Raw genomic sequence first — 22,655 nt, 5'->3', positions numbered from 1 at the left:
GGATATCTGGAGGGGGCTTTCCCTCAGGATCGCCCGTGGTCGGCTCCGACAACAGGCGATTGATGTTCGAGATGGCCGCGAGGTCGGAATCTCTCGCATCCGAGGAAGCCCTGGGACTCCGGCGCCTTTTCATGAGCCGGCCTTCGGATGCCCCGCCCGAGCTGATCGTTCCCGAGAGTCTTCACGAAACGGAAACGGGCCCCATCCTCGCATCGGATCATCCCCTGGGTGTTCTTCTCGCCACGATCTGCGGAAAGCCCTTGCCGGCGTTGCAGGTTCTCAATATTGCCGTCAGCGTCATTTCCGCTCTCGATGCCCTTCACTCATCCGGATTCGTCCATGGTCGGCTGAATCCCGCCAGGATCTGGTTTAACCATGCCGACGGAACGACGCGGTTTTCCGGGATCGCCTTCAGGGACGAAGATCGCAGGAGATTGTTCGAAACCCGGGAAATGCCGCTCGAACCCGAGTGCTGGCCCTACCTGTCACCCGAACAGGTCAGAACGGAATCACCGCACGTCGATCGCAGATCCGATCTGTATGCCGTCGGAGCGATCATCTACGAGCTCATCGCGGGAAAACCGCCGTTCCTTCCGCGGACGATGCTCGAATGTTCCCATGTTCACATCGCCCTGCCTGTTCCGGCTCTCGCCGGCACCTGTTGCGATCGCCAGCCGCAGATAGGCCGTCTCGTTCAAAAATTGCTGGCCAAGAATCCGGATGAGCGATATCAGAGTTCGCAGGGTCTTCTTGCAGATGTTCTCGCGATGCGTGACGAGTTCGTTCGTTCAGGAGTCATCCCGGAGTTTCCGCTGGGGCGCCTCGATCGTGCGGCGCCTCTTCCCGTGCCCGGTGAACTCCTCGGCCGTTCGGCGGAGTCGGAGAAAGGGCTCGGCTGGATTCATGCGATGAATGCCGGGCATCAGCGATCGCCTCTTCTCATCACCGGACTGCCCGGAAGCGGAAAGACCGTGTTTTTTCAGCAGTGCCTTCTTCCGAAGATTCTGGAGCGGGGATATCTTGCGCGATGCAAATTCGACCAGGCGCATCTCGAGCGGCCCGGCGCCGGATTCATCCAGATCGCGGAAGGCATCTGCCGCGATGTGCTCGGAGGTGCCGGCGGCGGGGTGGTAGCCTGGAAGGAGCGGCTTCTCCAGACGCTCGGGAAGAACGCGTGCTTTCTCACATCCCATGTCCCGTTACTCGAAAAACTCCTCGGGATTCATGAGAGTCCGGCGGGGTTCGATCCCACCGAGGTGAAAGGCCGAACCATCCGTGCCTGGAGCGTTTTCTTCAAGGTCTGTTCGAGCCGGGAACGGCCATTGTTTCTCTTTTTTGATGACGTCCAGTGGATCGATCGACTCAGCTCAGATATCCTTTCCGCTCTCCTGCATGACAAGGAAAACAGGGGCCAGGGCCCGTTCCTGGTTCTCGCCTACCGAACCGAGGACACCTCGCACACGGCGGCCTTTCCTGAGATTCTCACCGCATTGCCGACCGGGGAAGAGGCCCCGGTCGAGCTGAAGATGAACGATCTCGATATCGAAGATGTGCGGCAGTTGTTGCGAAGCTCATTCGGACAGGATGTTCGGGAGGTCCACCGGATCGCCGAACTCGCACACGCCCGTACCGGCGGAAATCCGTTTCATCTCAGGCAATTCTTCGAGAAGCTGAAAACCGACGGGAATCTGACGTTTTCAGACGGTTCGTGGCAGTGGAATCTCGCCGCGATCGAGTCGATGAACCAAGCCGGAAGTGTCGTCGATCTCCTCTGCCAACGACTTTCCGCTCTTCCCGACGCATCCCGTCGCGCCATCGAGATTGCCGGGTGTTTCGGGAACGAGTTCGACACGAACACCTTTCAGACCGCGATGAGAACGGCATCGGCCGAAACGAACGAGATTCTGCGCGGCCTCAGGCACGAGGGATTTCTCGTCTCGGCCGGCGGCAGCCGGTTCCGGTTCGCTCACGACCGCATTCAACAGGCGGCCGTTCTTCTTCTGGCGCCCGAGGTGACCGGCGACATGCACCTGGCTGTCGCGCGAGCCATGGTCAGCGAATACGACGGAACGGCCGGGGCCCTGTTCTCGGCGGCCGCGTATCTTCTCAGGCCCGGACTCCAACCGGCATCCGACCGGGAGCGGCACGCCTGGATCCATCTCCTCACGGAAGCCGCCGTATCGGCGCGAACGACGGCCGCCCCGCTCGCGACCATTTCATACTCGACCTGTGCTCTGAGCCTTCTCGAGCCGTTCGGCGAATCCGCCGAATTCGTCGATACGAGCCGCGAGCTGCATCTTCTCATGGGCGAAGCGCAGTATCTCGCCGGAAAACCCGACCAGGCCGTCAGGACCCTCGATCGCCTGGTGCGCACGGGCCGCTCGTTCCTCGAAAAGGCCGGAGCCTGGCGTCTGCTCTGCAATATTTCCGTGACCCAGGGCGACATGCTTGGGGCCCTGAACCTCGGGTTCGAGGCTCTCGGAGATACCGGATACAATATAACGACAAATACATTCGAAGCCGACATGACGCACTGGATCGAGGTCGTCGACGAAGCCCGGAAGGCGATGACGCATCCGGACCTGCTCGATCTGCCGGACATGAATGACGACGTGCTGGAGGCGGTTCTCGATATCCTCGCGACGATGATCCTCCCGGCGCAGTTTTACCAGCAGCATCTGATGCACGGGATCGTGGCCTGGATGGTCGAGCGGAGTCTCAAATGCGGGATTGCCCGCGAGTCCGCCTACGCATTCATCTGGTGGGGGATGATGCTGGTCGACCGCCGGTATGCGAGGTATCAGGAAGGTTTCGAATACGCGAAGGCCGGCTACGACCTGGTCGTCTCCCGGAATATCGGCGGCCTGTATGCCAAGGCATGCCTGTTTTTCGGCGATATCGTGAATTTCTACCGGCAACCCCTTCGTACCGATCGGGCCTATCTCGACCAGGCATTCAAAACGGGCATCGAAAACGGCGATCTGATCCATGCCTGCTACGCCTGCAACCATATCCTGACGAATATGATCATCGCGGGCGACCCGCTGGACGACGTCTGGAACGAGTCGGAACGCCTGCTCGCCTTCGTCCAAACCGCGGGCGACGAGAACATCGAGGCGATCCTCACCAGCCAGCGGAGGTTCGTGCTGGCCATGCAGGGAAAGACCGCTCCCGCGGGAACCCTCAACGGGGACGACTTCGACGAGGCTGCTTTCGAAAAGCGCATTTCCGGCAGCCAGATGATCCTGATGATCTTCTGGTACTACATCTGGAAAATGGCGTCGCGGTATCTCCTCGGCCGATACGACGAAGCCTTCGAGACATTAAAGATAGCTGACGAAATAGAATACTCCGACCGCTGGAACATGGAAGTGACGATCTACGTCTTCTTCCGCGGCCTGATCCTCGCCGCGAAAGCCGGCAGTCTCCCGGACGGCCCGGAACGACGGGAACTGCTCGCGGGGATGTCCGACTGCATCGGTCATCTCCGGCACTGGTCGGATTCCTGCCCCGAGAACTTCTCCGGCCGCCTGGCCCTCGTTTCGGCCGAACGGTCGAGGCTGACGGGGGAGATCGTCGAAGCCGGCCGGCTGTACGATCTTGCGATTCATGAAGCGCGAAAGCAGCAGTTCCCGCATATCGAGGCGCTGGCCTGCGAACGGATGGGCGGGATGCTGAGAGCCGAGCGCCTCGTGTTCGCGGCCGAAGCCTACGAAAGCCGGGCCGAACAGGCCTATCGCTCGTGGGGGGCGGAAGCGAAACTTCGCGGTTTCCACATTCCGGAAATCCATGCGATCTTCGGCTCGCCCCTCGCTCCGACGCCGGCGAAACCGGATCTTCCGCCGGGCAGCCATTCGGACCGGACGGCCCTGCTCCAGCTTGCCGCCATGTTCTCTGGCGCCGGACGAGTGATCGTTTTCCGCGTCTCCGGGAACACGCCGCTGCCGGCGGCCGCATGGCAGGGCGCGGAAACAGCCGGCAACCCCCTTCCGGAAGACGGCCGTTTCCCGGAGAGCGTCGTGAACTACGTTCTCAGAACCGGAGAACGGATCGTCGAGCGGGACTGCCCGCCCAAAACGTTTCCGAGCGATCCGTACTGGAACGTGTCGAATGCGAAATCCTTCGCCTGCATCCCGATCGGGTTCGGGGACACCCTGACGGGGGTCGCGTATTTCGAAAACGCCTTCGCGAAAGACGCCTTCTCGATCGACAGGCTCCTGTGGCCATCGATTCTGAGTTCACAGGCGCTCGCCTTCACCGAGAACGAGCGGCTTCTCGCCGAGTCGAACGAGGACAAGGAACGCCTCTCGCTGGCAATCCAGGCGGCGAATCTCGCGTTCTGGAACTGGGATATCCGGACGAACGCGCTCGACGTGAACGAGCGATGGTCGACGATGCTCGGATACGATCCGGATGAAATCGTTCCGACGTTCGACTGGTGGTCGGCCCAAATTCACGATGACGACCGGGCGAAGACGATCTCGAAGGTGCAGGAGCACCTCGATGGCAAAAGCGGCCAGTATGAAAACACGTATCGCATGCGATCGAAGGCGGGAGGCTGGACGACCGTTCTCGCGATCGGAAAGGTCATCGAGCGTGATGCCGAAAACAAGCCGGTTCGCATGTGCGGCTTCAATATCGACATGACGGAACAGCAGGTGTTGTCGGAGCGGGTGAAACAGTCGGAAAAACTCGAAGCCCTCGGTCGACTCGCTGGAGGCGTGGCCCATGATTTCAACAATCTTCTCCAGGTCGTGGCGGCCTGTGCCGAAATTCTTCTCTTCAGGAACCCCGATCCTGAAGAACTCAAGATTCTTCGGGATATGAAACAGGCCGTCGAACGGGGTTCGGACCTGACGAAGCGCCTTCTGCTCTTCAGCCGGAATCAGCCCCCGCAGAATGTGTCCATCGTCTTGAACGACCATCTCCGAAACTCGTTGGGGCTCCTCGGCCGGTTGGTGACGAAGCGGATCGCGATCGAAACCGATCTCTGCCCTGACCCGCTGATCATCGGCGGTGATCCGGGCCAGATCGATCTCGTGCTCGTCAATCTCATCGTGAATGCCCGGGACGCGATGCCGGACGGAGGGCGTCTCTCGATCGTGCTTTCGGCTTTTCGGGCGGACGCGGCATTCCGCGCGAAATACGATTGGGCCCGAGACGAGTGGTATGCCCGCGTGACCGTTCGCGATACCGGGATCGGCATGGATGACTCGACGCTGGCCAGGATCTACGAGCCGTTCTTCACGACGAAACCCGCCGGGCAGGGCACCGGTCTCGGACTGCCTTCCGTCTTCGGCATCGTGAAACAGCACGACGGCGGGATTGTGGTCGAAACCAGGCCCGGGCACGGAACGACGTTTCATGTGCATTTCCCTCTGGAAAACCAGTGTTGCATCCCGAAACGATGATGCGATCTGAGATGGTGTTCCTGTGAAAAAAAAACAAATGTATGTAACGTCTGCGAGGATTTTCCCGTTATCAGCTGGTTCGGTTGACCGACCACCCATTTTTGGAAGGACGAACTATGAAAACGGGCTCTCGGAATCTTCTCGTCTTCGCGGCCATCTGTGCCGTTGTCTCGGTTTCCGTTCCCGCCGCCGCCTTTCTGCAATCGCCCACGACGCCTGTCTCGGAGTCGCGAAGGGGCGAGGCCCTCGCAGGAGGATCGATGGCACCGCTTCTCGCCGAAGCGATCGTCGTATCGGACGACTTGTCCGCCGGCCTCGTCCGCGCGGTCGCGTCGGAGGACGGAAAGGCCGTGCGAAGCCTTTTCGGGCGCCTTTCAAAACCGGTTCGCGGCATGCCCGAGGCGATTGCCCGGCGGTTCGTCGAAGGGCATGCCCGGCTGTTCAACCTTCGGCTTGAACGTGGCGGGGCACGTCTCGATACCGTGAAGGTGGTCGAAGATGCGGCCTCCAGCCATGTGTTTTTCAAGGTGGCACTTCAGGAAGTGCCGGTCGAGGGTTCGGACATTTCCATTCACATGAACCGAGCCGGCGAAGTCGTTCTCGCCAACGGCTCCGTGCCCGATACGTCCGAACCCGCGAACCGTCTCGTTCTGGGCGAGCGGGAGGCGATAGCGGCTGCACGCCGGCATCTCGGCGTCCGCGACGTTCGGGGAAGGCCGACCGCCGCCCGACTGATATGCTGCCGGGGCGACGAAACCCTTCAGGCCTGGGAAGTCGGCATTCCGGCCGCGGAGCCGCTCGGAGACTGGGTGGTGCTGATCGACGCCGAAACCGGCCGCGAGCTCGACCGCCGGAACCAGATGTTCTTCTTTTCCGGCCAGGGCCTGGCCTACCCGCATCATCCGCTTGCGGGCGATCTCGAACGCGTCGAGCTTCCCTACCTGATGCGCAACGACCTTGCAGGCGACTACTGTTACGCAGTGAACGCGCAGGGACCCGAAGCCACCAGCAGCACGGCCGTGTATGAATTCGCCCCTGAAGACACGCATTTCGACGAGGTGAACGCCTACCATCACGTCACCCGCGCTCATGATTTCTTTTCGGGCATGGGATTCAACAAGCTCGATTTTTCTCTCTGGACGACGGTCCATTTCAGGACGAAGTTCGACAACGCCTTCTACAGCCCCAAGGAGCGGAAGATGTATTTCGGCGACGGCGACAGGTTCAACGATTTCGCCAAAGAGGAAGCGATCATCTACCACGAATATTCCCATGGCATGCTCAACGAGATCGTGGAATTGTATTACCGCAAGGAAGCCGGGGCGATGCACGAGGGCCAGGCCGATTATTTCGCCTGCAGCCTCTCCGGCGAACCCCGCATCGGCGAGTGGATCAGCTCGAAGACCGAACTGAAGGAGATCCGCGACCTGCGCGACACGCGTCATTACCCGGAAGACATCATCGGCGAGGTGCATCACGACGGGCGCATCTGGGGATGCGCGCTGTGGGATCTCCGGGCGGTCCTCGGGCCGGAGATCACGAACCGGCTCGTGTACGCGAGCTTCTCGTATCTGAATCCCGGTGAGCCGACGTTCGCTGAAGGCGTCAACGCGATTCTCGCCGCCGATACGGCTCAGTTCGCCGGTGAGCATCGTGCCGTCATCACCGATGTGTTTGCGAAACGCGGCATCATGAGCGGTTCCGCCGCGGCGGTCATCCTCGACGGCCGCGATCTCGAGCGGCTTCGCCGCTTCCGTGCAATACACGAAAAGCCCTGAATCTCGCGAAACGGTTCAGGAAGCAGACAATATTTCCGGGAGGGAAACGTGAAAAAGGTGTTTCTTCTGATGGCGATGCTACTGGCGTGCGTTCCGGGTTTTGCGGAGCCGGACGACCTGATACGGAGTTTCGACGAGTTGATGCGGACCCTCAACGAAGGCGGGGAGGTGCGCCTGGTCATCGAATACGGCGACCAACTACGCGAAAATCAAAATTTTGGTGACAATTCCGTCGAAATAAACGTTCAGTATCTGAAGCCCGTCACCTACAAGGTGATCATGGATGAACTCTTCCGGACGACCATCTTCTACGGAACCAACAAAGGCGCCATTCGGCTGTACAAAGACTGATCGAGAGAAAGTATAATATCTAATATATAATAAAGAGCTGGAGATATGACCATGAAGGGTTTCACAAAAATTCTGGGAATTGCCGCGATGGTCCTGTCTGCGCTCGGATGCTGGGCGCTCGATCCCGCCTGGGATTGACGTTCATCGACGAGAATCCGATACAGCGCCCCCTCGCGGGAGAACAATGATTGGCGAATTTCTGATCGGTATGACATACTTGCGGGTAAAGAGCACTTGTACGGGAGGTCCTTCATGAAACAAAACCAAGGGCGTCATTGCGTTCTCGTCCTCTTCCTGCTTTTCGGAATACTCGCCGCGGCGATCCCGGCGCAGGCTTCCCCGCTTGACAAGGTCATCGAGTTCTATATTTCCTCGGTGCCGAATCCTCCGAACATCGGGCTCGACGCGAAGGCCGTCTGGGACATGGCGGAAACCGGCGACATCATCATCGAGAACAACCGCGCGTTTCCGCAATGGTATGCGATGATCGGCTCGCTCATTCCCGACTGCAGGTTCGTTCACGCGGGGATGATCATCAAGGGCCATATGCTCAAGAGCCTTGCCGAGGAAATCAGTCCGCAATCCGCCGTTACGCTGCATGCGTATTACAGGGGAGCTCCGCCCCGCATCGTCGATGGCAAGGTGAAGAAGGTATACGACTGGTTTCCCTATCCGATCGATCCGAAGGGCATCTACGTCGTCACGCCCGAAGTGACCGTCAACACCTCGATCAGCAGGATCGTCGCCCTGAATTTGAAGGATTATCTCGTCGACCCGGCCATCGGGTATCCGACGAAGCACATCCGGCTCATCAGGCCCCGGCTCGCGACGCAGGGCCTTGTGCGCATCCTGGCGAAATATCTGACCTATCACGCGATCAAGAAGACGACCTACGACATGGGCTTCGTTTCCACCGAAACCGAAACGGCCATTTCCCGCCTCCAGAATGGGGAACTGATGTTCGACATGACCGCGGCTCCCGTCCCGCTCTACTGCACCGAATTGGTATACAGAGCTCTCAGGGAGGCGGGAATCGAGATTCCCACCACAAAAATGAAAAAGGCCATTTCCGGAGCGCTCTCGAAAATTCCTCGAATGCCCCGGAGCGTGCTTCAGAAAATCGATTCTCCCTTCATCACCGCCGACGTCCTGATGTGCGGGGGAGCCGTGGTGTATCAGAACGATCCGCCGCCTACCGTGAGGGAGGCGATCGCGGGAATGGTCGATCTCAATTTCAAGGCTGTATCTCAGGGACTTCTGGAACGATTTCAAAGTATAGCTGCAAGTATAAGCATGAGATGAAGGGAGAAACGAATCGATGAACAAGCGACTGTGCGTTATCGCCCTGCTTCTGGCCTGTCTCGTCTACGCCCTGCCCGTTTCGGCGCAGGTCAATTACCGGGTCACGGGCATCCCGTCGATCGTGAATCACACCCAGGGGGTCTTCGTCATCCTGCGGACTGGTGACGGTCGCATTTTCAACCTGACCGGCATCGACGTCACGAGGGTCAGACCGTACGACGGCAAGAACGTCGTCGTCGAAGGCTCGGCCAGGCAGGCCGACCAGATCACGGACTTGAAGGTAACCTCGATCGGCCTTGCGCCGCTCGCGCAAGACGCCGTCGTATTGCCCCCGTTCAAGGCCCACCAGCGGCCGGCGAAGCTTCTCTCTCACAGCACCCCGATATACAAGGTGCAGGACGTTCGTTGGGGCTACCTGCCGGGCCAGGAGAGGAATAACGAGAACTTCAGATTCGTGAAGGCGACGATCGATACCTCGAAGGTCGATCGAGCGTATTTCGTTCTCAAGCCCTTCCCACCGGAGTGGATTGCCGCGCATGCGCTGATGCTCTTCACGTTCAAAAAGGGCGGGATGATCAATGAGACGGGGGAAGAGTCCGATGGCATGTTCCTGAGCATCGAAGCCTATCAGCGGACCAACCAGAGTTATTCGCTCAAGGATGGTCTCAAGAACACGTTTGGCTCTTCCTGGATTCTCGGAACTTGGGAAGACTACACAACCCAGTCGTGCGACGTGCAGAAAGAACGGCTGTTTTTGTATCCCCTGAAGCTCACCCAGAGCCAGGTATGCTCCCTTGCCGCCGAGGCCATTCTCCAGGCGACCGTGAACCGGCAGGGCGAGTATTACAATACCGTCACGAATAATTGTACAAACAATCTTATTGTGCTGCTCAACCGCGTTCTCCCCGAATCTCAAAGAATCAATCTCTGGTGGATTCCCTCGATGGTCTATAACTTGAAGGCCACGATGCCCATCTCGGTTCCGAAGATGCTGATGAAACGAGGTCTGCTTGGCGAGCCTCTGCCAGAGGTGAATGCCTCGAACTTCAAGAACGTGTTCCCGAGAAGCGCCTCGAACGTCCTCTGCCCGCCCGTAAGGCCGGTGTTCAGATGATGAGGCGTGCGATGACGATCATGCGTCCGTTTCTTGCGGCTCTTTGTCTGCTCGCCGCATTCCTGCCTTCCGCGCAGGCGGAGAAAATCGGCGTTTTTCTCGGCACCTTCGATCCGCCCCACCAAGGCATGGTGACTATGATCGAAGAGGCGAGGAGGCGGCTCGACCTCGGGAAGGTCTACATGCTTCCCGTGCCCGAGCCCGTCGACCGGTCCGAGGTCTCGCCGCTCGGGAACAGGATAGCCATGATCCGGCTGCTGGCAGGCGACATCGCCGGCCTCGAAGCCTTCAGCGAAGTCGACCTGAAAGCCGTCGCCTCGCGCAAACCGAACAACCTCTTCGAGGCGATGCGCGAGGCGATCAGGGAACGCGGCTCGGAAAACGACGAGCTGTTCCAGATCGTCGGGGAAGACGCCCTGAAAAAGCTCGTCGCGCGCCGCCAGCTCCCCGGAAAGAACGAACGCCGGACGCTGGTCGTCTTCCCGCGGGAAGACGTTCCGCAATATCGCGATCCCTCAATCAAAGCCTTGGAAAGAGAAGGGAAGCTGGTTCGGCTTGGGGTGAAGGTGCCCAACCTGTCGGGAAGCGATCTCCGGGCCCTCCTCAGGCGGGGCATCGAACCCGGTTCCGACGAGATCCCCGCATCCGTTCTCACCTACATCCGTCGCGAAGGGTTGTACGGCCTTCCGGCCGCTCCTCTGACACGGGAGCTTCTCGCCGGCTTCGAACCCGAGGGGTATCTTGCCAAGCCGGTTCTGCTTCATGGGCCGACCACCGACACCGTCTTCGCGCCGGCGCATCTCGAAAGCATGCTGCCCCCTTCCGCGGCCGAGGGCTGGATCCGGGAAGGATGCAGCGACTTCCCCGCCGCGCTCGCGCCGTTGCTCGAAAAGCGGGCGATGCAGGTCGTCCTCTTCCAGTCGCCCACGACGGACGCGCTCGACTGGCTCGAGACGCAAGGGTGGCGCACGCTGTACGGCTACGTGCCGCCCGAAGGAGATGATCGTCCGATGCTGTTCTTCGGTCGTCAGGGGAGCGACTGGCACCTCTTCATCACGGGGTTATACGCTCAGGAGCGCTTTGCCGGCCTCGTGGAAGAGGTGCGGTACCAGTTCGCCCGTTTCCAGATCCCGTTCGAGAGGCTGACGGTCCTGGTTCCCGTCCAGCCGGCCTCGAACTGACGCTTCATGCCGAGATCGAGGGGAAACCCATGAGCCCAAGAATCCTTCTGGCCCTGGTTCTCATCCTGGCGACCGCTGCCGGCGTCCCCGCGCAGGAGGGGGCTGCCGCCCAGGACCGCTGGGACCAGGTGTTCATCTCCGGGCCCATCCAGCGGATCGGTGACTCGATCGTCAATCCGCATCTCGAGCAGGAGCCGGTTCCGACCGATATCGACCGGATTCTCTCGTCGGTCCGGACGGGCGATATCATCATCGAGAACAACCTGGCGTTTCCCCAGATCTATGCCGTGTTCGGAACGCTGATGCCGAACACCCGCTTCGTTCACGCCGGCGTGGTGGTCTCCGGAAGGGAACTCGACGCCGAGTTGCGGAAGCTGACCGGCAGGGTGGGGGACAGGCGCATGCCGCGTCCCCTCGGTCTCAAGACGGTGGTCCTGTCTGCCGCGGCCGGCGGCCGCCGCGTGAAATCCTGGGAAGCCATGCCGGCGATCGACCCCGCCGGGTGGTATGTCGTCTCCTCGGAGTTCAGCCGGATCCGCGGCGACTCCTACGTCTTCGCCATGCAGCTCGGCGATTACCTGCGGTTCCCTTCGGGGGCATACTGCACGAAGGTGATGAAGGTGCTTCGGCCCCGCGGCCTCGATGAGGCGAAGCGGCGGCTGGTCGCGGCGTATCTGGCGTATCACGTGTACCGCCTTTCCCCCTACGACAAGCGGTTCTCGCTCGCGGAAGCCGAAACGGGCATCCGGCGCAACGAACAGGGGCAGATCTTCTACCGGCTTTCGACTCTCCAGGTGCCGTTGTACTGCACCGAGATCGTCCATCGGGCGCTGCGGTTCGCCGGGCTTCCGGGCGCCGATCTCGCATCGCCCCTCGGGAACGTCGAGACGAGGCCGGTCGATCCGCCTCAGAAAGACTGGTGGCGACTTCCGGTCACCACCGGCGTCTCGTTCGCCGTCGCCGACGGATTCATGCGGTATGCCGACGTGATCTACGAGAACGGCGAACCGTTCTCGGTCGACGAGGCCCGGCGCCGGGCCAGCCTGCTCAAGCCCATCCACCACGAATGGCAGCGGACATGTGCGACCCTTCGCACCCTGCTGAAGCTCCCCTGACTGCCGGTGTCTTGACAAGCCTCGATCCTTCGACGCGAGTCGGCGTAGCCGCAAAGATAGTGATATATATAGTGGTAAATAAGGAGACGTTCATGAAGAGGCTGCCATTGCTTGTGTGCGCGATTCTGTCGTGCCTCCTTCTGCCGGTTCCATCCTTTGCCGGTGCAGAAGAAATGAGCCGGAATGGCTCTGAGAACTCATACAAGCCGATCGGCGAATGGACGGGCCGGCTCTTGCTCCCGAAGCATGACCAGAGAGATCCCGCGGGAGGGGTTCCGTTCAAGGTGGAAAACAGCCCTCTTCCGGAGCTTGTCGGCAGGATTCTCTGGGTCCGATGGGATACGACCAAACCCTGGGATCAATGGTTCCAGAAGCTGCGCTTCGATCTTTCGATCGATCCCAGGCGTCTTGCGAAGGCGATGGAGGACGGCATCTATCTTCCCGTAGCGCTCAACGGGTGGAAACAGGTCAGTCCCCTCGAATCGCTTGCAGGCTCGAGACCGGGTGAGATGACGGTCCTGCTTGAACGCCCCGTTCTCGACGGGGATGTCCTGCGGATAACCGAAGAACCCGTGCAGATTTGCGGATCAAAGATGGCCCTCGTGAGATTCGACGAGCCCGTCGGCGAAGATGGATATCGCGTCACGCATTTCAATCCGGATTCCGGAGACTTTTCCGGGCCGGCCGAAACCGTCTCGATTCCACGAACGTTCTTCAGCCGATCGAACACCCCCGTCGCCAGGTCCTCGACGGCCGGAATTGAAGCGTCACATCTCAACAAGAACGGCTGGTATATTTACGGACGTCACGTGAACGGCGCGTTCAGCGTCGAAGCCCTCGAGCCGCGCGCGCTCATGCAGATTCAGGCCGACCGCACCGTCTGCGGGGCGAAAGCTGTGAAGGAATACGTGTCGCACGAACATCTGGCCGACCTCGCGCCCGGTCTGGCACGGGTAACGGAGCTGCTGCCCGGAAGAGATCACGCCTGGCGAGCAGGCGAGCGGGGCCTCCTGATTCATCTGTTCGGCTGGCGTGAACATCCGAAGGAAAAAGGGGGCAAAGTCCTTGGTCTCGTGACGGGCCACTTCGCATTCGGGCAGGCCGTCGTTGTCCCGTGCCCCTTCACGGGTGAACCGCGGTTCGATATCGAGTATTGGCAGTGTTACGCCCATAACCGGGAAAATATCGTTTCGGGACGGGTCAAGTGGCATGATTACACCGGAAGCCTGCGTCGTGGCTGGATGTACACGATTCCCATTTCCGACACGATCGTTCGCATTCCCGAACTCGAACCCTACGATTTCGGAGGATGGGTCGTGCAGCCATGGAACGGGCTCCGCCGGCAGTTCGAAAAAATGCACGCCGTGTACCGCACGGGAGCCGGCAGCGGGATTTCGAGCGTTCGGCCCGATATATCCTGTGTTCAGGATTCCCATTGCGCCCTTTTCAGCGCCTTGCGAACCTTCGAGGAGACGATCGCCAAAACGGGAAAGGTGAAGGAGTGGCTGAAGGCAGCCGATACGAACGCTGACGAGGTGAAGAGATATCTGCGTCTTCTCCTGCTCGTTCGCCACGTGAAAACCTGCATCACGGCGTTCGGCCTCGCGCAGGGCAACTGGCGTGAATTTTTCAATAATCCGCTGGCGACGCGGAACCCGAACGCCGTCGCGGAGATCATCAATGCCCTGCTCTCGCGCAATTCCGTTTTTCCGAGAAAAGGGAATGACAATCTGCTGCATATATCTGCAGATATGAAATATCCGATGTGGAGCATTCTCGCCTGTCAGATCGGGGGATTGATTCCTGATATCACCCCGATGGCCCCGACATCCCCGACAGCTCGCTGAACGCTTGGAGGTCTTTGCGCGTCATGGCTTCGTTTTGCATCAGACAGGTGATTCCTGTCGTTCTTTCCCTCTTCCTGTGCGTTTGTCCGTCCAGCGCGGCGGATTACTATACCGAGCATCCCGCTCCCCCCTTCCATTCTACGACGCTCCAGGAAACGTCTCCTGTCCAGACCGCAGCCGCTGCGTTTCCCAACCAGCTGTCGTGGCGCATGAACGAACTGCCGAGCATTTCGACTTATCGTGTCGCCTTCTCGGGAAAGCCAGAGAACCCGGCCAGTCACGAGGGAATCGATTTCGTCCATGACGACCCCGCCGTGAAGCACGTTCCCGTGGTGGCCGCGGATAAGGGGACGATCGCCTACGTGAGGACAGGCGCCCCACAGAGTTCCATGTTCCAGCACAACACGTCGCTTCGCGAAGCCGGCGCCGGCTGGGGGAATCACGTCGTGGTCTATCACGGCAACGGGATTTACACACGGTATGCGCATCTCGCGCCGGGCACGGTCACATGCAAGGTCGGCGATACCGTCATCCCGGGCGACGTTCTGGGCGAGATGGGCAATTCGGGCCGAAGCGAGACGCGGCACCTCCATTTCGAGGTCGGATACAAAACGTCCTTCTTCGTGCCTTCGAAACCGGCCCAGAGTTTCGAACTCGTGCTCGATCCCACGAAGTGTTTTCCGCCGAAATCCGAACGAACGCCGAACCCGAGCGAAGACTGAGGCTTCGATACATCGGTGGATCTGCGAACCTTCCGAAGAATGTCTGCACCACGCAGGGGAGACGATGATAATGACGAATGATATATATCGGAAAGTAGTTATGACGGCGTTCGCCGTTTTCCTGGTCTTGTGTCCATGGCTTCCATGCCGGGCTGATTTCGAGGCGGTCGGGGAGTTCCGGTTCGTGCCATGCACGCGTGCGTCCATCCGCGAATTTCGAGAACTGCTTTCTCGCGACCGCAGCGAGGCTGATGCGCAGCTTTCGAAAAAATACGATGGCAACCGTGAAAAGATCGAAAAGCATCCGATCATGGTGGCCATCGCCCTGATGGAGACGACCGCTGCCGACCTCGTCCGGCGGGTGGATGCGGGAGAGGCTCCTGAACGACTGGAACCGTCGTTCGGCCGGCTTCAGCGCCTTCGATACTCTACCCGGGCACAGATGGATCCGTATGCCGATCCTCCCATGCTCGTCCTGGGATGGAAATGCGGCGGCAACCTCCTGTTCGGCCCACTCAAGCTTACGACCCGCACCCCTGATCCGAATCGGCCGCTGGGAAGATCGCGCGCGATGCTCGAAGCCGCGAGGCTCACCCGCCCCGGAACGGGGAAGCCGGTTTCGATCGAAGAAATGGCTTCCATGAACGCCGTCGAGGTGTCACGTCTCGAACCGGTGGCGGATCACCCGGCGCTCAGACCCGTGACCCCCGGAGATCATTACTCGGCCTTTCTCGCTGATCTCACGCGGTTGATCCGGAAGACCGGGAAGAAAGCCGAGCGGTTCGACTTTGCCTACGCACGCCGCATCCTGTTTTTCGACGAATTGAAAACCGACGCGAGTTCGCCCAAGATCAAGGTCAAGGACCGGTATGGGATCTCCTGGAAAATGAAATGGGGAGACGAGGTCCACTCGGATGTCGTCGCCACGCGGCTTGCGATGGAACTCGGCGCGACGTACGTCGATCCGAAATTCTGGTCAGGCCCCGGAGAATCGCTGCTGATCCTTCCGAAATCCGCCGATCGGTCCGCTCCGTCGACCCGTGAGGAACTCGAGTCGCTTCTGCTGAAATCGAGTTACAAGTTCCATCTCGAGAGATATATTGCCGATGCACCCATCCTCACGAGTGAAAACGGGGCGCGTCTCGGAACCGGTCGCGTCGACGAGGCGATGATCGAACGGGAATCCCTGGACGCGAAGTATCTCGGCTGCATCTATCTCGCGTTCAAGGAGTGCCAGCTCACCATAGACAATCCGGCCCTCAAACGCCTCGGAGGGGTGGACCTGAACCGGGGAGCGTCCCTCGACGACCGGGTCGCCCGAAGCTCCGTCGTTTTCAACACCTGGATCAACAATCCCGACGTGAAGGAGGACAACACCAGGGGTGGTCTTCTGCTCGACCCAAACACCGGGGCGTTTTCGCGGTACGTCGAGTTCCTTTCCGACATGGGAGCGTCGTTTGCCGGACCGTATTCCTCCGGTTGCCTTTCCACGCTCTCGCCAAACTGCGTTGGAGAAGTCTTCAAAACGCAGTTCATGAAGACGCATCCGATCTTTCTTCCCGACTGCTGGCGCAACTGCACCTGGGCCGATGCGCGATGGATGGCCCGGAGGATCGCCGCCCTGCGCCGTCAGGATCTCGAGCGCGTGTTCGCCGACAGCGGATGGCCGGCCTATGCCCAGCAGCTCGGCGTTGAGAAGCTCCTTGCCCGGCGTAACGATCTTGTGCGGGCGTTCGACCTGACGGAAGAAGGGGATACGCTCGAGTCCTGCAATCCCAGCCTGACGATCAGGATCCAGACGCCCGACGGCGTCGAGATGCCGGTCGTGCGCGGGATGATCAATCCTCTTTCCCGGCTTGTCCGGAAGGATGAAACCACGGCGCATCCGGAAGGCCTGCTGTTGTCCCGGCCCAGACAAATCGATTGATATATAACATAATATAATATGATATATTGTTGCCGCGAAAAAGGAGTGTCGTCCATGAAACGATGCGCATCGATCTCCCTGATCCTGATGATGACGCTGTGCTTCCTCGCGTGCCAGCCCGGCGCCGTCCTCGCGGGCGTCTCGCCGGAGCAGATCCACGAGCGGGCGGGGAAGGGGATTCTCTTCGGCTTGCAGCGAATCTTCCTGGTGATCAACCAGGCCGGCCAGGGCGAGTTCCAGATCAAACTTTCCTCGTCCGCCTTTTCGGAAGGGAACACCCGGCTGAAGCTCGTGATCGACGGCAACCTCAACGTCATCGGCTGGACCCTCAAATACTGGATCGCGAAACACTTTCCGAGCGAGATGCCGTTGCCGCAACGGCCCGAATGCAGAGGCTTCCTCAAGTTTCAGCTTCCTGCCGGGTTTTCGGAAATCGCCGACGGCAAGGTCGTGAATGTCGGGTTCACGACGACGCTCGAGGTCAAGGTCGACGAATGCATCCGCATGATCGGCATGGCCGTCGTCGGTGCGGGATTGAGCCACGTCGGCCTGTTCGAATCCGACGCGTTTCTGCAGATCCTGAACCAGATCCCACAGGCGCAGGTTCAGTATGTGACGAAGAAATTCTTCCCGAAACTGTTCAACTTCCTGACACGCCGGTCGGCGAAAAAGTTCTTCGACGAACTGCTTCTCGACGGCCAGGTGACCGGCAGTCGCATCATGGCACACATCGGCCTGGGCGAGATCACCGGGTTCGCCGTGAACTTCGGCCTCGGCCTCGCCCGCAACGCCGCCGTCGCCGCGGCCCAGGGGGCGGTCGGAGCGGGCGTCGGCGCCGCCGTCTGTTCGCTGCCCATGTTCGGAAACATCGCTCTCGGAGCGGTCCTGGTGGCGATCACCGGGAAGGCGGTCGGCAGCCTGCTCGATTTCGGCCTGAACGCCTTCGAGGCCGGCATGTACCGCGACCGTTTCGCGAAGATCGAAGGCTGGCTGCTGGGAACCTATTCCCCCGGCGAGCACCAGGCGGAGTGGCTCGAACAGCAGGTGGCCGCAGAAGCCCAAAAAGACGACTACTCCTCGATCCAGCGGCTCGTCATCTACATCCAGCGCGTTCCCCCGCTCAAACGCGGCTTCTGGGAACCCTACGTCGCGAAACTCCGCGCCCCGCTCGAGTTCAAGGCGCGCCAGGAAGGCTCCTGGATCGCGCAGAAATACCTGGGAATCCTCGACGTCCTGTTCGTCCAGTGACGCGACGGAAGAGGTGAGGAGGCGTCAGCTCAGCGCTTGAAGCCGGCGAGAATCTGTTCCTTCGTTGCCGAGTAGACGGTGTCGATGGCGCTGCCGGTGCCGCTCGTGATGGCTGATTTGGCGAAGGTGCCCATGAAATTCTCGATCACGTTGTCGGAGGTGTTCTTGGGCAGAACGGTGTTGGTGATCGCCGAATTCACGTCTTTCTTGTAATCGTTGATGATGCCGGACTCGACCATGCCGGGGATTTTCGCGAGGAGTTTCTTCATTTCGGCGGCGAAGTTTACCCGTCCTTCGGGGTCGTATTTGTAGCGGGCCAGCCCGTTCGCATACATCTCGGAGATGAGGACGCCGTTCCAGCCGCCGTAGGTGTTGAGGGTTTCACGCTCGGCCTCGGCGAGAAGTTCGGGCATACGCATTTTGACGACGTCCCAACGGACGTTTTGCGACTTCATTTCATACACCTTCTGTTCGACGAGCGCGGCCTTGTATTGCGAGGGGCTGATCAGGGCGCGCCGCCCGTCGAGAACCCGCGCTTCGTCTTCCGTGAGCTGGATCTTGCCGGCTTTGTAATCTTTGTATTTCTGAAGCGTATCGTTCAGGGATGTCACTTTCTGGGTGCATTGGGCATACTTGTCGTCGTATGACTTCGCGATCGCCGTGATCGCCTTGTAGCGAAGCTGATCGGCGGGAAGGGCGGCATACTCGGGGTTGTTCGCCTTCAGGATTTCCATCATGGCTTCGACGTGCTTTTCGCCGCCCGAGAGCTTGCCGAGTTCGAGCATCTGGTTGAGCTTGAGATCGCGGTCGAACTTCTGGGAGATCTCCTGTTTCGCGGTCACGTTCGCGGGGAGCTGCTCGTTGTTCTGGGCGATGACGCACTGTTCCATCCATTCCTGGCGTGCCGCGGAGACTTTCGAATTGTAGGCCTGAAGCGCTTTTGCATAGTTGATGGGGTTTCGATAGGAGGTGATATTCGGCTTCTTCTCGACGATGGCCTGGTATTTTTCATACAGCGTGTTCGCTTTTTTCCAGTCTTCGTTCTGGAGGCGGTAGAGATCTTCGATGGCCGCCTTGCGGGCCTTGGGGGCGTCATAGAGGTTGTATTTGAGGGCTTGCACCGACAACTGGCCTGCCCGAACGGCCAGGCTGTTGGCGACAGTGTTCAAACCGGCTTCCATAGGCTTGATCGCGTCTTTCTTGTTTTCGAGGCCCGCGATGACGGTGTTGTAATACTCGTATGCCGCGGTTCCCGGCGGATACGCATTCCGTTCGGCGCGCACCTCGTCGATGTCGGTGTTGATGAACTGCTTTTCGAGCTCCGCCCCGGCCATGCCGCTGACGAAGTTCGTGGGAATCGTCGAGACGAGGCTCGACAAGGCTTTTCCCTGGGCGGTCGAGCCGAACACCTTCACCGAAAGCCGGTCGGCCCAGCGCCCCTTGTCGTAGGTGTACATCTTGTCTGAGATGACGGATCCCGCGAACCCCGTGATGACGGAACTGAGGGCGGCGCGCTTGAGATCCTTGGTGAAGTCTTCGGCCGAGTAGCTTTCGCCCTTCATCGTGTCGATGTCGGCGCGGAGTTTGTTGAGTTCGAGGGTTTCGCTGGCCGTCAGGGGCAGGCCCGATCTTACGTGCGACTCGAGAATCGCGTCGATCCGGGCCTCGGCGGATGCAATTTTTTCGGGGTAGTGGAACACGTTTTTCGCCCAGAGGTTCTTCACGACGCCGCCGACGCCGGACGACACAGCGCTGCCCGTGAAACCGATGGCCGCCTGGGTGAGGGCGACGCGGGTGATCGCAGACCCGACGGTGGGGCCGACGGTGCCGAACAGGCCGCCCGTCATCAGGTTGAACGGGGCCATCACGGCTTCGACGGCAGCGCTGACCGTGACGTCGCGCCAGATCTTCAGGTCTTCCTTGGGGACGTCGCGGTATTTCGCGTTCATGCGCTTTTCGTAGGCATACGTCATGACGCCGCCCATCGCAGCACCGACGACGATGCCGCCGATGATCATCGCAACGGGTGAAAGGGGGGCGAGCAGGGCCGTCGCCAGCATGACCGCGAACGAGGGAACGATCGCTTTGCCGATGTTCCAGGCGATCTTCTCGAGCAGAGGCATCTCTTTCGAGCCCTCTTTCCCGAGGAACTTTTCCTTGAGGGCGCTGAACATCTTCCCGAACCAGCCCTTGGCCGTCTGCGGCACCGTCGTGGTGATGAGCGTGCTCGCGGAAGACGCGATCTGGCCTAGGGACGATTGATCGGAAGAGGGTTGCCCCGAACCGGTCGTCTGCGGGGTCGGTTCGACCTGGGTTTCAGGGGCATCGGTCACCTGGGCCCCGCCGCGCGACTGCGCGACGAGACGCTGATACTGGGAATACGCCTCCATGTAGGCGTTGAACTTCGACTGGATTTCTTCGATCGGGGCTCCCGAGGAGACGGCCGTCGAATAACTTCTGTACGTCGACTGATACCGCTCGTTCGCGGCCTGGAGCGCGTCCGGAGTCTGCGCCAGCAGCGGCGCATACCCTTGCGCGACGAGCGAAAAGATCAGCAGCCAGACGAGAAAGATGTGTGATTTCAGCTTCATCATGTACGCAATTCTACGAACCGTCGGAAGGGCCGTCAAGACCTCTGTGGTATACTCTTCGTATGATCGGTCATCTCAGAGATGCCGAGCTGCGCCAAGAATTTGAATTCCCGGAGCCGTCTGACGTATGAAACAGTCCCTTCGCTCACTCTTTGGAAGCGTTCTTCTCGCCGCCTCTCTCCTTACCTTCGGCTGCGGAGGCGGCGGTGGCGGCGGTGGCGGATTACTGAGTCCCGACTCCGGCTGGGAGGGAATCAATGGACCTCTCGATTTTTCACAACTGACGCCACCCACGGGCTTTACCACATCAGGATGGCCCGTTGCTCCTGACGCCACGTCTATTTCGATTAATAGTTTTTCAAGCAATAGTACCGCGGCGATTTTACTTGCGAACTTTACATCTTCCTCACAAACTATCATTCTCTCAGCCAATCAACCTTTTACCGCATCTTTTGTCTCAACGCCTAGGCGAAATGTTAGAAACGGGAATTACGATCGTGCTTCACAATTTCATGCTGGATTGCGTTCTCTTGAAAGAAAGAATTCCGAAATACCACATGATACGTGGAGTTCATCTTTTCGTGGATCAAAACGTCTTTCTACCGATGAAACGACATTAGTTTTTAAGGTATACAATGGGGTTGATTCGAATAATGTAACTGGCAAACTTTACCGTTCAGAATCTTTGCCAGGCTCGACGGGGGGATATTTGCGGTTTTATGTTGATCAAACAATAGCAAGCAATTCAACCGTGACGAGATATTACGATGATATCATCAGCGGTTGGAATAATATATATGAAATAATGCATAATTCGTTTGGAGAGGAACTTCAAGCTGGCGATAATACGACGGGTATAGACCTTGGTAAAGATATTTACGTTTTGATTACACCTATTATGAATCAATTTGATGATAGGCTTGCTGGTTTTTTTTATTCAGGTGATTTATATCCGCCTGAACGCATCACGCCATCCATTACCAACCAAAAGAAAATATTTTATTTGAATTTTCGTATGGATGGCCCAATGAGACTGACGCCTGAAATAATGCAAAGTACGATGGCGCATGAATTTCAGCACATGATCTTCTATTCGAAGAGAATAAAGAAAGGCCTTCCTTCGAATGACGACTGGCTAAACGAAACACTTTCGGCGTATGCAGAGAGTGCCTGCGGTTTCAAAGTGACAAATGAGATGAATCAATCAAAAGCGACTCTCATTCAGCAATACTTTGAAAGTATGAACCAGGTTCCGCTTGTTCAGAATGACGGATGGGGGAGCGAAGCCCAATACGGCCAGGTTGCCCTCTTCGGTGAGTGGCTTGCCGAAGCATACCCAAGTGCGATCAAAGCATTATATGCTAGTTCGAAAACAGGCATGGAAGCGGTCGAGGGCGTAACAGTAAAATCTTTTGAAACGATTTATGTCGAATGGATGCTCGCGATGTATTTGAACACGCCAAATGATACAAACGATTATGAGTTCAATGATATTGAATGGAATATCCCATATCGGTTTGGGCCGGGGTTGGATTCTGTTACTCTGACGGGACCCATTAATAATATACTGAACAACCAGATTTTGAATGCGAATCTATCCCCTAGATCAATTACCCTTATGCCGCTTGCATGTTGCATGTTGGAATTCAAGGGTGGGGGAGATGGGAACGCTCTCCAAATTGGATTTCAAATGAATAACGGCATAACAATATTTGCTCTTAAAAAATAGCGAATAAAACAATTGGCGGTGTGGGACTCAAAAGAGGCCACGTCGTCAATTGCTTTTACTTCACTCCTTGATCGCGATGCTGGCCGGGCCGTTGCGGCGGGCTTCGTAGAGGGCGTAGGTGACGCGCTCGATCATCGTGGCCGTGGTGTCGTCGTTCTTCACCGAGGTGAGGCCGAAACACATCGACGTTTTCAGGCCGTGCTTGGTGAACGTGCGCGAGGCGAGTTCGTCGCGGTACCGTTTGATGACGGCTTCGGCGCGTTCGATCTCGGTGTTCGGGAAGTACATCCGACATTTCCGGTGTACGCCCACCTGACGTCTGAATTTTAGGAACCGCTT

General features: G+C 58.8%; 14 protein-coding genes. 12 read left to right on the top strand and 2 right to left on the bottom strand.

What is annotated here, in order from left to right; all coding sequences use genetic code 11:
• Nucleotides 1-35: 35 nt before the first annotated feature.
• From PLU72_18195 to PLU72_18145, 11 genes are all read left to right on the top strand, one after another.
• Nucleotides 36-5,411, top strand: coding sequence for a PAS domain-containing protein (locus PLU72_18195; protein ID HOT30114.1), 5,376 nt, complete (start codon nucleotides 36-38; stop codon nucleotides 5,409-5,411).
• A 116-nt stretch (nucleotides 5,412-5,527) separates the two neighbouring features.
• Nucleotides 5,528-7,189 carry a M36 family metallopeptidase gene (locus PLU72_18190; protein HOT30113.1) on the top strand — a complete coding sequence of 554 codons (1,662 nt, stop codon included), beginning with the start codon at nucleotides 5,528-5,530 and terminating at the stop codon, nucleotides 7,187-7,189.
• 48 nt (nucleotides 7,190-7,237) lie between these two features.
• The gene (locus PLU72_18185) at nucleotides 7,238-7,540 is read left to right on the top strand and encodes a hypothetical protein (GenBank protein HOT30112.1); all 303 of its coding nucleotides are present in this window, start codon (nucleotides 7,238-7,240) and stop codon (nucleotides 7,538-7,540) included.
• A 252-nt stretch (nucleotides 7,541-7,792) separates the two neighbouring features.
• Nucleotides 7,793-8,842, top strand: a complete 1,050-nt coding sequence (locus tag PLU72_18180) for a hypothetical protein (GenBank protein ID HOT30111.1) — start codon at nucleotides 7,793-7,795, stop codon at nucleotides 8,840-8,842.
• Between the two features lie 16 nt (nucleotides 8,843-8,858).
• Nucleotides 8,859-9,956, top strand: coding sequence for a DUF4105 domain-containing protein (locus PLU72_18175; GenBank protein ID HOT30110.1), 1,098 nt, complete (start codon nucleotides 8,859-8,861; stop codon nucleotides 9,954-9,956).
• An 11-nt stretch (nucleotides 9,957-9,967) separates the two neighbouring features.
• Nucleotides 9,968-11,137: a nicotinate-nicotinamide nucleotide adenylyltransferase gene (locus PLU72_18170; GenBank protein ID HOT30109.1), complete on the top strand. Its 1,170-nt coding sequence runs from the start codon at nucleotides 9,968-9,970 to the stop codon at nucleotides 11,135-11,137.
• Between the two features lie 29 nt (nucleotides 11,138-11,166).
• Entirely contained in the window at nucleotides 11,167-12,252 is a 1,086-nt protein-coding gene (locus PLU72_18165) for a hypothetical protein (protein HOT30108.1), read from the top strand.
• 92 nt (nucleotides 12,253-12,344) lie between these two features.
• Nucleotides 12,345-14,099, top strand: coding sequence for a hypothetical protein (locus PLU72_18160; GenBank protein HOT30107.1), 1,755 nt, complete (start codon nucleotides 12,345-12,347; stop codon nucleotides 14,097-14,099).
• A 23-nt stretch (nucleotides 14,100-14,122) separates the two neighbouring features.
• On the top strand, nucleotides 14,123-14,821 hold the full coding sequence (locus PLU72_18155) for a M23 family metallopeptidase (protein ID HOT30106.1): 699 nt from the start codon (nucleotides 14,123-14,125) through the stop codon (nucleotides 14,819-14,821).
• Nucleotides 14,822-14,891: 70 nt separating this feature from the next.
• A complete protein-coding gene (locus PLU72_18150; protein ID HOT30105.1) occupies nucleotides 14,892-16,748 on the top strand; it encodes a hypothetical protein in 1,857 nt (618 codons plus the stop codon).
• A 54-nt stretch (nucleotides 16,749-16,802) separates the two neighbouring features.
• Nucleotides 16,803-17,996 (top strand): hypothetical protein, encoded by a 1,194-nt coding sequence (locus PLU72_18145; GenBank protein HOT30104.1) that lies wholly within the window; start codon nucleotides 16,803-16,805, stop codon nucleotides 17,994-17,996.
• Nucleotides 17,997-18,025: 29 nt separating this feature from the next.
• On the opposite strand, the gene PLU72_18140 is transcribed toward PLU72_18145, so the two are convergent.
• A complete protein-coding gene (locus PLU72_18140) occupies nucleotides 18,026-20,590 on the bottom strand; it encodes a hypothetical protein (protein ID HOT30103.1) in 2,565 nt (854 codons plus the stop codon).
• Between the two features lie 124 nt (nucleotides 20,591-20,714).
• Here PLU72_18140 and PLU72_18135 point away from each other — a divergent pair, with 124 nt between their 5' ends.
• Nucleotides 20,715-22,316 carry a hypothetical protein gene (locus PLU72_18135; protein HOT30102.1) on the top strand — a complete coding sequence of 534 codons (1,602 nt, stop codon included), beginning with the start codon at nucleotides 20,715-20,717 and terminating at the stop codon, nucleotides 22,314-22,316.
• Nucleotides 22,317-22,376: 60 nt separating this feature from the next.
• On the opposite strand, the gene PLU72_18130 is transcribed toward PLU72_18135, so the two are convergent.
• On the bottom strand, nucleotides 22,377-22,655 hold a 279-nt coding region (locus tag PLU72_18130), incomplete at its 5' end, for a hypothetical protein (protein ID HOT30101.1).

It is taken from the genome of Candidatus Ozemobacteraceae bacterium, from assembly GCA_035373905.1.
Lineage (GTDB): Bacteria > Muiribacteriota > Ozemobacteria > Ozemobacterales > Ozemobacteraceae > MWAR01.
The sequence above is the reverse complement of the archived record's forward strand: the minus strand, read 5'-3'. Positions and strand labels throughout refer to the sequence as shown.